Origin of the sequence: Shewanella vaxholmensis (assembly GCF_031932135.1) — a bacterium.
Classification (GTDB): domain Bacteria; phylum Pseudomonadota; class Gammaproteobacteria; order Enterobacterales; family Shewanellaceae; genus Shewanella; species Shewanella hafniensis.
The window spans coordinates 1-14,751 of the sequence record NZ_JAUOEV010000014.1; the positions used below are offsets into that span (position 1 = coordinate 1).

A 14,751-nucleotide genomic window follows, 5' to 3' on the forward strand; every position below is an offset into this window, starting at 1 on the left:
GCCGCTATAAGAATACACCTCAAGAAAGAGTCGATTGGTGCTTATATCGGTATCGACATTTAGTGGAGAATGCTTTTGGAAGAATTAAGCACTATCGAGCAATATCAACAAGATATGACAAGCTAGCAAGAAATTACGCCAGTATGGTGTCACTGGCGTTTATGTTAATGTGGCTGCCGATGTATTGCTGAGCAACATTTGCACAGCAAAGATCAACAGACCCTAGCATAGGCACGATGTTGCTCACTAATGTCATATAAGGCACCGACATAGGGTACAAACACCCCATCATCACCAAAGTTGGTATCAGTGCCGTAGCTCACTCCTTCACGATTCCAGCTCGAAATCCGGCCGCCAGCAATGATTTTTAAGGCTTCAGTAATGGTGAAACGGGTTGCAGCGTAAAAACCTTTCTGCTCAGTGTCCATTTTAAGCTGGCGATTGGCGTCCGTTGACCATTCAGGCTCTGCAAATGCATTGTTTTGCCATTCGTAAAAGTTATCTACGGGCTTGTTATCGTAACCGCTCATGTTATCGCGAATGGGTTCGAAAGTATCCGTATAGGATTTTTGTTTACTGTATAAGGCACCGACGACAAAATCATGTTCCAGATTGAACAGTTGATAATCCCCTTTCAGCTGCAAATCGAAATTATCAGAGTTGCTCTCACCGTGGCTGTGATAACGCTGACCACTCAATCCTGCCCCCGTTTCTTTATCAAGCAAACCAGACATATAGATCATTTTAGTCGTAGTTTCATACTCCATACGGTTGTAGGTCGCCACCAGTTGCCAGCCATTGTTGAAATAATGATTGAGGTTGGCAAAATAGTTTACGTTGGTGGTTTCCCAGCGACTCCAATCTGCTGCCGTTGTAGCAGAAACATCCCAATCGGTAGGAGTGCCATCGCTGTATACGGCTTGCAATGCTCCCCACATGGCGCCTTTAGGGTTATTGTTGTTGTAACTGCCCCCCACGCGCAACATAGTGTTATCTGTGATATCAGTATCGATAACACCGTAAAGAATGGTTTTGCGGTCTTGATAAAGCTCTTGGTATGAATCGCTATTGACGTATTTAGCGACCATGCGACCACGTACACTACCACTTTCATTGAGGCCATTAGAGACATCTGCGGTGATCTGTTTTTTATCCCAACTGCCCGTTGCTACATCGACATAACCCTTCAGGTCGCTGCTATCGGCATGTTTGCGTACCAAATTAATCGAAGCAGACGAATCACCGGCACCTGTGAGTAAGCCTGTTGCCCCTCGCACCACTTCAACTCGTTCATAAAGGGATACATCAGAAACGGTTTCGCCGGCATCACCACCTAAACTCCAAGATAAAGGTACACCGTCAATCTGGTAATTTTGCACTGAAAATCCGCGAGCATTGAAACCATTACGCACGTTGTCAGTTTTAGATGACGATAAACCGACAGCATTATTAACGACATCAACGACGGTATTAAGCGCCTGATCTTGAATTCGTTCAGCCGTTAAAATCGACACTGACTGCGGCGTTTCCATCAACGACAATCCAAGCCCAGTGGCGGTATCGATAGTCTTGCTGACAGTGTATTTACCCATCACAGTGATTTTTTCAATATTCTGGTCTTGGAGATCAGGAGTTGACTGCTCCTCGGCTAAAACCAGTAAAGGGTTTAAGGCCAAAGCAACAGCCGCCGCAAGAGGAAGTAAATTAAATTGCATAGTTAGTTGGATAGTTTATTTAGAGTAGCAATACGGTAACACTATTGCGAATCACTTTCATTTGTATTTTAGTGATTAGGATAACATTTTCGTGATTGACTCACGAAGGACAATATAATTTGGTGTTTAATGCACTTGAAACCTGACATTTAAACTGAAAGCGCACAGCAAGCAGAATGATTATTTAGCCTTTAAGCTTAGATACTTAACCTTAGATACTTAACCTTTAAAAAACGCCCCCTTAGCTTGTTAGTCTAAGAGGTCGTCTTTGCTATTTGGGCTTTAGCTTTCAAACCTGTTTTGAGGTGATTTTTGTTATTGACCCAGTATATCGGCGGGCAGCGGCCATTTGCCGACTTGCCACTCACCTTGCCAATTCTCAATCGAAATCCACAGACTTTCGTTCGACGTTAAGGTTTTTGACGAAATCGCGTGCACATGCTGGCCATGCTTATTACCGTGTATAATGCCATTTTCACTGCGCTGTAAGTCTGCGATAGGCAAAGCTTGAGTTCCAATATTGGCGTAGCCTTGGCGTATATTGGCTATATCTCCTTTTTCAAAAACCAACATAAAATCTTTTACGTAATCATCATGATGCACGTAAGGCGCGTTAAGGTCTAAGGGTAAAGGCGCAATGGTAAACTCGCCCAACTGCTGAGCCTTCCATGCAGGAGGAAATGTGGGTGTTAACGACTGATATAGAAATAATATCGGTAGGAGTAGAATTAACCCACTGAGTTTATACTTATTTCTTAGCCAGAAGCTTGAGTTAGTAACAGCCATTAACATCCCTCCTCTAGGACTTCAGTTGCTGTGTTTTGAGCGCTTGCATTTTTAAATGCCCGCAGATTGCGTAATCCCCACATCATAAATCCTGTAATCGACATACCCGATAGAATTAATCCAAAAATAAACCAAATGATTTTTGTCCAAATACCGCCTAAGGTGCCGTAATGTAGAGGATCGGCAATATGCATTAGGGTTTGCATGCCCGTCATAGTCTCGGGTGATGTGGCACTGGCAACCTCCCCTGTCCAAGGATTAATACTGAGGTTGTATGAATACTGATCGTAGAAAATATGATCGCCGCTACCGCTCAGATGATACATGTCTCGATTGTGCTCTGGTTGCATTACATAACTTGGCTGAAAATTTGGAAAGCGTGTTTGCGCTAACGTTAAGGCTTGTGTAAGTGACACATTCGGCACTGCTGGCTTCATGTCACTCTTTTGGACGAAGGGCAATTGTTCTGCCGCGACTAATGGCGCATGGGGTTCTATATCAATATCCGCATGCCAAAAAATGGCTTGGGTTAAATACCATAACCCCGTCACGGCCATGATGGCGATAAACCAAATAGACCAGACGCCAGACAATTTATGTAAATCCGCTAATAACGTCTTTTTTCCTTGATTGAGTCGCAGCTTAGGAGCAAAAAAACTCCGCCAAAAACGTTTGTAAACAATCAAGCCAGTAACTAAAGATGCGAGCATGAACAGCGCCATCGAACATACGAGGTAATAGCCAAGGCTGTAACTGCTTTGCCAGGGAAATAGTAACCACGCATGTAACGATCTGATAAAGCCGATAAAGGTAATACCTTCATTGATCTGTTGGATCTCACCTGTGTATTGATTTACATAGGCCATGGCAAAGGGTTTATCCGCGTCACTGAACATCACCACATTCACCAAATATGGCTCTAAAGTCATAGCGCCAGTAACCCCCGCACTTGGGTAGGCTGTCTCGACAATAGTCATCAACTCACTGACAGGTTTCTCCGGTAAATCATTAGGATTCAATGCTCTTGATGCAGGATTCGTGAGCCAAGTGATCTCATGACTTAATACCGCAATCGTGCCCGTCAAACAGATAAAACAAAATAACAACCATATTGGGAGCGACACCCAACCGTGCAACATAAACCAGAATCGGTTACTGATCTTCGCCATTTGTGACTTTCCTAACACTTATCGAATTTCGAGAGTGTAAAGGTAATGCAAATTGTTATCAATACGATGTACCGGTAATTGTTTTCAATTAGAATGCCGGTCACAAAATACTTTGATGGGGAATCATGATGCATAAAACGTTATTAGCTACGCTCATTTCGAGCCTGTTGTTAGCCCCGAGTTTGTACGCAGAAGAGATACAATCAGACGCCAATATTGAAGTGATCAGTATTAAAGGAAGCCGTTTAGATAAGGCGGCCACTGCAACGGGTTTACCTTTAACACTGCGAGATACACCACAGTCGGTGACGATTATAGATCAAGAGTTTATTCAGAGTTTTTCTCTGAATAATGTCGCCGACTTAATGTTTTTAACGCCGGGTATTTCGGCCCAGAAAATTGAAACTAATCGGTACTTTTTCAGTGCCCGCGGTAATCCTATCACTAACTTTCAATTTGATGGCGTACCAGTTAACTACTCCAGTTTCTTTAATGATGCTTCAACTGATACCGTTATCTTCGATCGTGTAGAGGTGGTGCGAGGTGCAACGGGATTATTAACTGGAGCAGGTGAACCCTCAGCAGCCATCAACCTCATTCGCAAACGTCCAAAGTCGTCACCTGGTGGTTATTTCAGTGCCAAACTAGGTTCATGGGATAGTTATCGTATTGAAGGCGACAGTTCAGTCGACATAACAGATGAAGGCGACGTACAAGCTCGATTTGCCGCAGCCTATGAGAAATCAGACAGTTTTACCGATCTTGCAGAGGATGAAAACCTGCAAATATATGGCGTCGTAACCGCACAATTAAGCGACAGTACTTTATTCACTTTAGGAGCGGATTATAGTGACCGAGATCCTAAAGGCTCCACTTGGGGTGCGCTGCCACTGTTTTATGCCGATGGCAGCCTAGCCAATGACCTTCCCCGTTCAACAACCACTGCGGCATCTTGGTCCAGTTGGAAGCGTCATGGCACAAACGTTTTCTCTACTTTAGAACACAGCTTCGATAATAATTGGGAGCTCAAACTCGACATTGAACATCGCGAAGACAAGATGGATGGCCACTTGTTATTTTTGTATGGTGCCCCAGATAAAACCACAGGTTTAGGTATGGGTGCGTCGCCCATGATCTACCAATCAACTCGTAAGCAGGATGCAGCGCGATTATTTGCTTCTGGTCCATTCGAGTTATTTGGTCGAGAACATAAACTGACAACTGGTCTACTCTATTCAAAACAAGATATTAGCGCAGATTCTTACTACACGACCGATGTTTTAAGCGTAGGGAACTTCTTTGAGTGGGATGGTTCTATTGCAGAACCAAACTACCCATCGACACCTACCACTCAAGAGACTGAAGAGATCCAGAAAGGCGCCTATATCGCCACTCAACTCAGTTTGCATGATCAGTTGACTCTGTTACTGGGGAGTCGTATTAGTCAATACAAAATCGACCCAGGTTATGAGCACAATGATGTCATCACCCCTTATGCGGGACTCGTGTATGACATCACTGACAGCGTCTCGCTCTATACCAGTTACACCGAAATTTTTCAGCCCCAAGACGCAAAAGATGCCAATAATAAACGCCTAGATCCGACAACTGGCAATAACATTGAGCTTGGTAGTAAAGCTGATTTCTTCGACGAAAGACTCACCGCCAGTGTGGCAGTATTTAAAGTTCAAAAAGAAAATGTGGCAGAAAGAGATCCTAATTTTAAAGATCCACTTCCAGATGGTAGCTTTCCAATGCGTGCAGTGGATGGTACCAGTAACCGCGGTTTCGAAATGGAGTTAACGGGGAGACCTACAGAAGATTGGGATCTGTACTTCAGTTACACTTACAGTGACTCTGAAAAAGCCAATGGTGAAGCCTTTGGTACGCATTTGCCTAAAAACCTAGTGCGATTATCTACGCTTTATCATTTTAATGGTGCTCTCGAAGATCTCACATTGGGTGGTAACTTAAGCTGGCAGAGCAAGATCTATGTAGAAAATGCAGGTCCTAACGGCGCAAGCTCTGAACAAGACAGTTACTTCATTACCAACTTGATGGCGAGTTATCAAATTACTGACGATGCAATTGTCCGCTTGAATATTAGAAACGTGTTTGATGAAAAGTACTACTCCAGTATCGATTTCTACGATCAAGGCTTCTTCGGCGAGCCAAGAAATGTCGAACTTAGTCTGAGCTACAATTTCTGATCATTTTACTCATTAGGGATACCGCGCATCGCATTTATGCGCGGCATCCCTAAGTTAGCACTATCATGTGTTAAAACATCATCCGGTAAACGATAACGGATTAAGCCTTTGGGCTCAGGGAGATATCTATTACAATGAAGTCCATTTAAAACCCGTGAAACAGATGTTCAGCCTATGCCTAAGTCTCATACCCATATGCACCAGCATTTACAGATGCCACATTCGCGGGTCGATCTTCACACGTTGGCGCATCAACTTGCCTTCAAGCAAGTGACCATTATTGGGAATGCTTCTGGCAATTGGCAGCCTGCGACTACGGGCACGACATTTATCTTTAACGGCACTCAATGGCATGAGAAAAGTAACCAAAATAATCAGATAGTGAATATCGCTAATGGCGGTTTTGCAGAATCAAAATATGCTTTTGTGGTACAAGGTCACCCGCAAAGTGATTTGCTTACCCAAGCTTTGACACAAGTTGCGATTGAATTAACGCCTCAGCTTGGCTGTTGGCCTTCATCTGGCCTAACCACAATTGTGTTGATGCAGCAGTTATCTCAGCATGTGCAAGTGCAGCGGATGTCGCTGTTTCCGAGTTTAGCAAGGCCCAATGATTTACCGCCTGAAGACCACTTACCTTGTATGGTGCATAACTGGTTAGGCGAACGGCGGATTGCGCAGACGCTCGCGCCCACACTTGACTGGCCGGAGTTCACCTTGCCAGCAGTTTGTTTAGCAAACTTAGCGGCAGTCAATAAAGCGCGTGGTTCCCAAACTTCAATGATGATGAAAACGGGCAATCCTTTTGATTTACTTGCGCGTTTACAAGAATCAACCCCATCAGCAGATATGCCACATTCCGCAAAACACATACAACTCGATTGGTTGATTACGCTGGCTCATACGCCTATCGACGTTTGGCTGAAATATGCGGATTTAAAACAAGTCATCAATGCCGAAGCATTATTTTTTAATCACATGCCAGAATCAAAACCCAGCTACTGGTATTTAATGGATACTCAAGCGTCCCAATATCTCGATGCTATCCGCCACAGTTTGGCCTATTGCTGGCAAACACATTCGACTAAGCAAAACGGCACGACTCACACCTTCACTCACCGTTGAATAGTTAAATCAGCTTCGAATTTGTCGACTTGCCAACCAAGCTTGTACTCGCATCACACTGCCATTTACCGTATTTTGACGTACTTTCAAAAGATTATAATCAGCCAAGCGGATGTTTACTCAATGCCATTCCTAGTGGCTCGAAGTAATTGATCAAAGCGTTAAAAATCACTTTTCGGTGGGCTTCATCGGGATAAGCGCCCTCCTTTGCCATTGCTGAAAAGCGTGTCCCAGACACTAAATACGGATTCGAAATCGCATCATAGGATTCAATACAGGCTTCAAATGCCCGCGCCATCATTTCAGTTGGCCGTGCGAAGTACTGCATGCCATGTTTTTTGTCTAAGGCAATCGCTCGGCGCACATAATCATGGGGCTCATCGCCATCACCACTCAAAAACGTTACCTTGAAGATCTCTGATAAGCGTGCATTCAGTGGATGTTCTATGACGGGCAGATCCGACAACCAAAGATCGCTCGCGCATTGAAACCGCTTAGACGAAGATTTGAAGGACTTAGCGGCAATATAGTGGTCAAACGCATGCCAAAATTCGTGGGCCAAAGCGCCAGCGCCGGCATTTTTTGCCAAGGCCAATTCCCGAGTCGCGGGCGCATAATGGGCCTGAACGCCTTTTTGACCGCCATGACCAAAAGCCAGACTCACGGTTTCGCGCAGACCTAACGTCAAAGGTGGCAACTTTAAGATAAAGGCCAGATCGGCGAGCGAATCAAACACCAGATCCGCAGCAAGGCGCGATTCATCCCGCGTAACCCAGCGGCCAACACGTACATGACTAAAACCAAAGGTTTGTTTAACATCAAGAAATGTCACCTGCTCACCAAATCGGTAATCGGGTCCATGGCGGGTATATTGCTGATTGATTAACACAGTTTCCATTGAGTACTAATGCACTGAATGTCGAATGCTTTGTTTAGCTGGGCTTGTGGCGAGGTAACATCACCTCGTCCCATATTACCGCACGATTCCGCCCGAGGGTTTTAGCGTGATAGAGTGCTTTATCGGCCTCGGCCACCAGCTTTTCAGCATCCGAGCGACACTGACTTCCGGTTCCCACGGGCAATTCAACCTGCTCCACATCTGCAATATCAGTAGTATTATCAATGCTATGGCGAATAATCACAGGGGTTAAGGCGCTGACGCCTGCTGAAAATTGATATTGAAAATCAGCCACGATTGCAGAAATGTCCTCATTGGCAAGGGATGACATCATACGCATTACGATTTTTTGAGCGGTATCAACCGTGGTTTCTGGCAGTAGCAGTGCAAACTCTTCACCGCCGAGGCGGCCAAAAATATCGTAGGGACGCGTTCGAGTGCTGATGAATTGGGTAAAATGTTGCAATATCTTGTCACCGACTTGATGGCCGTAGCGATCATTAACCAGTTTAAAATTATCGATATCCATCATCACTAGGCATAATGGCAATTGTAAACGACCCAAGCGTTTGATTTCATGTTCTAACTGCTGAAAAAAGTGCCGCCGGTTGGCAATCCCCGTTAATTCATCGGTGAGCGCGAGGCGATTTAATTCAGTCTGCGCATTCCTAAGGGCAAATTCGACCTGTTTTAACTGGGTGATATCCGTGCAAACAATCACCATATCGCCATTGTGATAAACCTGTTCCGAGAGTTGTAACCAGCAGCCATCGACCAGATCCACTTCAAAACGTCGAAAAGCTGATTTACGTTGATTGGTATGAATCAGTTCGAGCCATTCCTCTATAGTTTCATGTTCAATGTTCGGTCCCTGTTTATGGGTAAAGGCAAAGCGCATCATGTCATCAAAATGCTTGCCGACCATGTCTTGCTCAACAAAACCAAACATTTTAGCAAAGGTATTATTATAAAAGATAAAATGATTATGTTTGTCTAACACTGCTAGACCATTCTCGCTCAGCCGCAAAGCTTCCGTTAAAAATGGGTAAACCAATTCAAGGGGTTTCTTATCCATCGGCATTCCTAGCGATAACATTAAATAGGCTCAATCACAGATTAGCAGGGATCACTCTAAAACTCGCGAGTTTATGTCTTTAAGTATTCCGCTTCAGCCTTATTTTACCCCTAAAGTTAAATTCTTGGAAAATAGCAACATAGCATATGCATCCTTGTTCCGTGCTTACATGAATATCTATGTTTTAAATATGCAAAATAAGCGATGTAGTCTCGGGTTTTCTCCTAACTGTCATGCATTTTTTTGAATAGAAGTTCACTTTTATATTAACTAACAACAAAGGACCTGTATTAAGTTAGTGGTCAAAATGAAGAGACAATGAGAAGTGATATTTCTTGTAGTGGCTTAAGCCAGCCAGCTGCGAAAATAGGTGGGCAATTGGCCTGTCCAGCGTTTAAAAGAACGCCTGAAATTACTGGCGTCACTGAATGACAGTGAGTTTGCAATCGTGTGGGCGTCTTGCGAAGGTGTGGCTAAATAATAAAGCGCTTTGATTAAACGGGTTTCATCGGCGAGTTGGCCAAAGCTTAAATCCATCTCGGCCAAGCGACGCTTTAAGGTCGCTGGGCTCATCATTAGTTTTTCTGCCATTTCTGGCAAACTTAAGTTATCCCGCATCAGCGACAAACGAATGCCCGCCGCCAGTCCGAGTCTATATTCACTGGCAAACAGTGTGTAGCGCGGCGATTGAAAGTGACTTTGGCGCGAAATGACAGCATGAGTCACAGCATGGCGTGTGGCTTGTGATTCAACGCTGGCGATCTGCTGCGCATATAACAGCGGTTGCTGCATAAAGGCTTTTGCCATCGAGACTCGACACAGCGGCGCATCGAAACTAATGTCTGTGCCGAAGTACTTATAATATTGGGCGATATTCTGTGGCGTCTCGTAGGGAAAGCTCATGCTGCCATGCCAACCCTGCCCCATCAATTGTTTACAACTGGCGACCAATGACGACAGGCTTAACTCAATAAAGAACTGTGTATGCCGCTGAGTGCCTAAATCGAGACTCAGTAAAAAATGCCATTCTTTGTCACCCTGCCAACGCCAGCACTGTAACCAAGGCTGAGTGAGCCAATGAAATTGATACCAAAATAACCCAAGTTCATTGAGATCCCGCACGCATAACATCCCCGCAGTTAGCGCGCCACTTTGGGATGGTAGCCATAATTGCCCAAGTAAAAAGCTTAAGTCGCCACTTGGCCACAGTGATAAACCATTATCCACCAGTCTGAGTAATTGTTTCGGGCTAATGCTATGGCCAGGTTTGCGGATATCTGCACTGAAAATCCCCGTACCACGCAGTAATTTGTCGCAATCCAGTCCCCTTTGCTTAAATAAGCCCACAAGGCTCGCCACCAGCAGTTGGCTGTCGATACACTTATCTTGCCAAGTGGCTAGGGCTCTCATTTATCGCGGCTCATGAAACGCGCTGACTGTCGTGGTTTGCGGGTTTGATGGCTGACGGTTTAACTTTTGCTGTGACATTTTTTCATTGAGTAATTTGAGTAATGCCTGCGCTTCATCCTTAAGCGGTCGTTTTGTTGGTTCACTGCTCAGTTTATCCACAACCATCTTGGGAGATGGCAAAGCCCACACCACTGAAACCTCGCAGCCCAGTGCTGTAATGCCATACTGTAACTGCTCCGCCATGGTACTGACCCAAGGTGCGATTGCACCATTGAGCAAAATGATAAAACGATCGCCAGCATAACGGCAGACCAAATCTTGACTTCTTAGCTGGGTACTTAACCACTGGGCGACATCGGATAACAGTTTATCGCCCTCTTTTGCACCTTGAAGTTGGTTATATTGATGAAAATAATCGATATCAAGCATGATCAGCCCAAAGGGTTGCTGCTGCGCCAGTTGCTTTAGCAAGTGGTGCTCGAAGGCTTTCGCATCGTTCAATAAGGTTAGGCCATCGGTCAGATGGTGTTGGCGATAGAATTGCTCGCGGGTTTGTAACTGGCGATTTACTACGGCTTGCTCGTCACGCCACAGCCAAAGCCCGCAAGTTAGAATGAGTAGACCAATCGGCGTTGGCATCTTTTCAAACCAGTTATACACGGGCAGCGTTTTAACGATAAAAATTTCATCGAGTAAATCTAAATAACAACCTAAACAATAACTTGCCAGACCTACCACCAGTAAGTTGGTTACGCGCCCCGATGGACGAGCCGAAACAATCACCATCAACCAACACATGCCCAGCACAAACAAGGCTCCTTCGGTGGCGATATCGAGCCAATCAACTTGAGGAATGGCTTTCGCAGGCGTGTTCTGCCACAGCAGTAGCGGCACGATAAAGATGATCAACAGACTTAAGCCATACACACAGGCCAGTCGCAGCGATTTCACGGGATAATGCAAGGGCTCACCTTTTGATTTTGTTGTGCAGAATGGAGTGGGAATTCACCCTATTGGCACCGCAAGCTAACCCAGTTTTATGACAAAAAGGTGACGTACGGTTTAGCGTGATTGCGGCAAATTAGCTCAACCACTTTGGGATTTTACGGCTATTTGTCGGCTATTATACTGGCAACGCTTGCTCACCTTTACGGACTCTCACACTAAATACTCATGCAAGTAATTGGTTTAAAACATTTAAATCAGTAATAGAACATTTAAATACACAAGCCCTTCCCTAGTGTTTTTGCTGCTAAGCCCACTGTGATAAGCGTCTTTTTAGCTCACGCTCTCGCAAAAAGTCGCTATTAAGCGGCGTTTGAGGGCAAGTTTGCCCCGTTTACAAAATCCCGTCACAAATCTGACATTAACCTGCCCTAACGTTGCCGCTATTGAATGTTTCCAGTGACTAAAAACACAGATTCAAATCCGTGATGCCATGTCGCAACTCATGTTGCAACTCATGTCGCGATGCAGCGACCGAGGGTAACTGGCCGTCACGGATAACACTCGCGTACCAACAAAATAATAGGAAGTTAATATGCAATTTCGCACGCCGTTATCGGCCATCGCCCTTGCCATTGTGGCCGCTGGCTCCAGCGCCAATGTCTTTGCCGTGGGTAAACTCGAAGGTCAGGTTCGTGACAAAACTAGCCAGCAGCCCTTAGCTGGCGCGAGCGTCACCCTCAAAGAGCTAAATCTGAGCCAACAGGCTGGCCGTGATGGTCGCTACTTCTTTGTCGGCATTAATGACGGCGATTACACTCTGGTGGTCAACTACCTCGGCGCTACGCCTATGGAGCACAAGGTCCAGATTGCTGATAAGCAAACCACCCAGCAGGATGTTAGCCTCAGCAGCAAAGATGTTGAACACATTATGGTGGTCGGCCAGCAAGGCGCCTTGAGTAAGTCGATGAACCGTCAACGCGGTGCGGATAACGTGCTCAATGTGGTGAGCGCCGACGTGCTGGGGAATTTCCCCGACAGTAATATCAGCGAATCACTGCAACGCGTGCCGGGGCTTTCTATTGAACGTGACCAAGGCGAAGGCCGTTTTGTACGGGTACGCGGCATGGCGCCGGATTATAACTCAGTGTCGATGAACGGCACGCGTTTGCCATCGCCCGAGAGTGATCGCCGCGCCGTGGCGCTCGACGTGGTGCCATCGGATTTATTGCAATCGGTTGAAGTCAGTAAAACCTTAACCCCAGATATGGACGCCGATGCGCTGGGCGGCGCGATTGAAGTCAAAAGCCTGTCGGCGTTCGATCGCGAAGATACCTACGTTAACTTAAGCGCTGAAGCCAGCCAAGATTCTCTCACTGACAACACTAATCCCAAATTGGCCGCCAGTTACAGCGATGTCATTGGTGAAAAGTTAGGTATCGCCATCGGCGCTAGCTGGTACAACCGCGACTTTGGCTCGGATAACGTCGAAACGGGCGGCAATTGGGATTTCCCCGATGAAACAGGTTACGGCAATGCAGCGCTCGAGTCAGTCGATCATCGTGACTACCAAATCAATCGTGAGCGTTTAGGCATAGGGGTGAACTTTGATTATCGCCCAAGCGATGACACAGATTTATACCTGCGCACGCTTTACAGTGAGTTTGACGACACCGAAACCCGCAACAGCGCCAAGACGAAATGGAAATCGCCGCGGCAAGCAGGCGAACTCAGCCAAGGTAAAACCACTCGCTCACTTAAGTCGCGTACCGAGAACCAAAACATCACTTCCTATGTCCTTGGCGGAGAAACCCGTTTTGAGCGCTGGACCCTCGATTATCAAGCAAGCCACAGTACGGCCAGTGCCGACAAGCCACGGGATATTGCCGGCGCGGACTTTGTCGCCAAAATCGATGACACAGGTTTTAGCGATACCAAACGACCGCACATAATCGCGCCCGAAAGCTATTATCAAACCGATAATTTTGAACTGGACGAAATCGAGTTAGCCGAATCGAAAGCCAAAGACACCATTAACAGCGCCCAATTCGACCTCAGCCGCCAACTGAGTCTGGGTGACTACCCTGCCGAAGTGAAAACGGGGCTAAAACTCAGCCGCCGCGATAAAACCAATCGCGAAGAAGTGTGGATTTACAGTGACTTTGCCGACCAAGGCGTTAGCGATGATGCCCTGTTACTGAGCCAATACTCAGGTGATGAAGTCGATTACAGTCTCGGCCGCTTTGGCACGGGTATTAACGCTTCACCCGTGTGGGATCTAGTGAATAGCTTAGATGCCAACAGTAACCGAGATGAAATCGAATCGACCATCAACGACTTTGATATTACTGAAGATGTTAACGCCGCCTATCTTATGGGTCACCTAGATATCGGCAAACTGCGGATACTCACAGGGCTAAGGTTCGAGCAAAACCAATGGGATTCTAAGGGCCATGGTTTTGATGGTGTTAGCGGCGAGTTTATCGATATTAATAACACCAGCGATGAAGACCACTGGCTGCCCGGCTTGCATCTCACCTACCGTTATTCTGACAATACAGTGCTGCGCGGCGCGTGGACCAACACGTTAGTGCGCCCGACGTTTGGTCAATTAGCGCCAGGTTATTTGCGTGAAGAAGATGACGGCGATATCGATTTAACCTTTGGTAATCCAAATCTTAAGTCGCTGGAATCAATGAACTTAGATCTGAGCATTGAGCACTACTTTGGCAATATTGGCCTAGTGTCGGCGGGATTGTTTTACAAGGACATTGATAACTTTATCTACAAAGCCGACTTAGCTGGACGAGATGATTATGTCGATGCCCATAGCGCAGTGACTTACATTAACGGCGACAGTGCCCACATTTCTGGGATTGAGCTCAGTTATGTACAGGAATTTAGCTTTTTACCCGAACCCTTTAACGGACTCGTACTCAACTCTAACCTGACCTATACAGATTCCGTCGCCAGCATCAGTTGGTTGGATGACGGCGCAGAGAACAGCCGCGATATTCCGATGCCAAGTCAGTCGGATATCACCGCGAACCTGTCCTTAGGTTATGAGAACACTTACGCCAGTGTGTGGTTATCTGCCGCCTATAAATCGGAATACTTGCAAGAAGTATCTGAACTTGATGATGTACGTCTCGATCTCTATGAAGACGCTCACTTGCAATGGGATTTTGTCGCAAAGGCGCACATTACCACCAGCCTTACACTGTATTTTAAAGGTGTGAATCTCACCGATGAGCCCTATTACAGCTACGCAGGTCACAGCGACTATAACGCCCAGTACGAAGCCTATGGCCGCACTTTCCAATTAGGCCTGCAATACACTAACTATTAACGCGCTCATCGGCACTTAGGGTAGTAACAAGCTTGTGAGTAGACTTTTTTGGCTAAAAATGGGCTGAGA

At 45.9% G+C, this 14,751-nt stretch carries 10 protein-coding genes and 1 pseudogene; 4 read left to right on the forward strand and 7 right to left on the reverse strand.

Annotation, left to right across the window (positions count from 1 at the left end):
- Positions 1-191 (forward strand): transposase (locus Q4Q46_RS12955; RefSeq protein WP_263185794.1); only part of this gene is annotated, 191 nt, incomplete at its 5' end.
- Between the two features lie 33 nt (positions 192-224).
- Here Q4Q46_RS12955 and Q4Q46_RS12960 read toward each other — a convergent pair.
- The 3 genes and pseudogenes from Q4Q46_RS12960 to Q4Q46_RS12970 form a co-directional block, all read right to left on the reverse strand.
- Positions 225-1,715: pseudogene (locus Q4Q46_RS12960) on the reverse strand (TonB-dependent siderophore receptor); the annotation flags it as partial.
- 315 nt (positions 1,716-2,030) lie between these two features.
- A complete protein-coding gene (locus Q4Q46_RS12965; RefSeq protein WP_106650528.1) occupies positions 2,031-2,501 on the reverse strand; it encodes a PA2404 family protein in 471 nt (156 codons plus the stop codon).
- The gene (locus Q4Q46_RS12970; RefSeq protein WP_311906142.1) at positions 2,501-3,670 is read right to left on the reverse strand and encodes a PepSY-associated TM helix domain-containing protein; all 1,170 of its coding nucleotides are present in this window, start codon (positions 3,668-3,670) and stop codon (positions 2,501-2,503) included. Before Q4Q46_RS12970 ends, Q4Q46_RS12965 begins: the two co-directional genes overlap by 1 nt.
- 128 nt (positions 3,671-3,798) lie before the next feature.
- Here Q4Q46_RS12970 and Q4Q46_RS12975 point away from each other — a divergent pair, with 128 nt between their 5' ends.
- Both Q4Q46_RS12975 and Q4Q46_RS12980 read left to right on the forward strand, forming a co-directional pair.
- Positions 3,799-5,880: a TonB-dependent siderophore receptor gene (locus Q4Q46_RS12975; RefSeq protein ID WP_311906207.1), complete on the forward strand. Its 2,082-nt coding sequence runs from the start codon at positions 3,799-3,801 to the stop codon at positions 5,878-5,880.
- 174 nt (positions 5,881-6,054) lie between these two features.
- Positions 6,055-7,005: a hypothetical protein gene (locus Q4Q46_RS12980; protein WP_311906143.1), complete on the forward strand. Its 951-nt coding sequence runs from the start codon at positions 6,055-6,057 to the stop codon at positions 7,003-7,005.
- A 100-nt stretch (positions 7,006-7,105) separates the two neighbouring features.
- On the opposite strand, the gene Q4Q46_RS12985 is transcribed toward Q4Q46_RS12980, so the two are convergent.
- The 4 genes from Q4Q46_RS12985 to Q4Q46_RS13000 form a co-directional block, all read right to left on the reverse strand.
- A complete protein-coding gene (locus tag Q4Q46_RS12985) occupies positions 7,106-7,894 on the reverse strand; it encodes a CLCA_X family protein (RefSeq protein WP_012197192.1) in 789 nt (262 codons plus the stop codon).
- A 43-nt stretch (positions 7,895-7,937) separates the two neighbouring features.
- On the reverse strand, positions 7,938-8,978 hold the full coding sequence (locus Q4Q46_RS12990) for a sensor domain-containing diguanylate cyclase (RefSeq protein ID WP_311906144.1): 1,041 nt from the start codon (positions 8,976-8,978) through the stop codon (positions 7,938-7,940).
- Between the two features lie 345 nt (positions 8,979-9,323).
- Positions 9,324-10,388, reverse strand: coding sequence for an AraC family transcriptional regulator (locus Q4Q46_RS12995; protein ID WP_311906145.1), 1,065 nt, complete (start codon positions 10,386-10,388; stop codon positions 9,324-9,326).
- Complete coding sequence (locus tag Q4Q46_RS13000) at positions 10,389-11,351, reverse strand: diguanylate cyclase domain-containing protein (RefSeq protein WP_311891310.1); 963 nt, start codon at positions 11,349-11,351, stop codon at positions 10,389-10,391.
- Positions 11,352-11,928: 577 nt separating this feature from the next.
- On the opposite strand from Q4Q46_RS13000, the gene Q4Q46_RS13005 reads away from it, so the two are divergent.
- On the forward strand, positions 11,929-14,682 hold the full coding sequence (locus Q4Q46_RS13005) for a TonB-dependent receptor (RefSeq protein ID WP_311906146.1): 2,754 nt from the start codon (positions 11,929-11,931) through the stop codon (positions 14,680-14,682).
- Positions 14,683-14,751 lie beyond the last annotated feature (69 nt).

What these genes read in the sequence shown, in the direction of transcription:
- Q4Q46_RS12965 (WP_106650528.1), bottom strand. Translation starts at nt 2,501, where the DNA reads ATGGCTGTTACTAACTCAAGCTTCTGGCTAAGAAATAAGTATAAACTC.
- Q4Q46_RS12970 (WP_311906142.1), bottom strand. Translation starts at nt 3,670, where the DNA reads ATGGCGAAGATCAGTAACCGATTCTGGTTTATGTTGCACGGTTGGGTG.
- Q4Q46_RS12975 (WP_311906207.1), top strand. Translation starts at nt 3,799, where the DNA reads ATGCATAAAACGTTATTAGCTACGCTCATTTCGAGCCTGTTGTTAGCC.
- Q4Q46_RS12980 (WP_311906143.1), top strand. Translation starts at nt 6,055, where the DNA reads ATGCCTAAGTCTCATACCCATATGCACCAGCATTTACAGATGCCACAT.
- Q4Q46_RS12990 (WP_311906144.1), bottom strand. Translation starts at nt 8,978, where the DNA reads ATGGATAAGAAACCCCTTGAATTGGTTTACCCATTTTTAACGGAAGCT.
- Q4Q46_RS12995 (WP_311906145.1), bottom strand. Translation starts at nt 10,388, where the DNA reads ATGAGAGCCCTAGCCACTTGGCAAGATAAGTGTATCGACAGCCAACTG.
- Q4Q46_RS13005 (WP_311906146.1), top strand. Translation starts at nt 11,929, where the DNA reads ATGCAATTTCGCACGCCGTTATCGGCCATCGCCCTTGCCATTGTGGCC.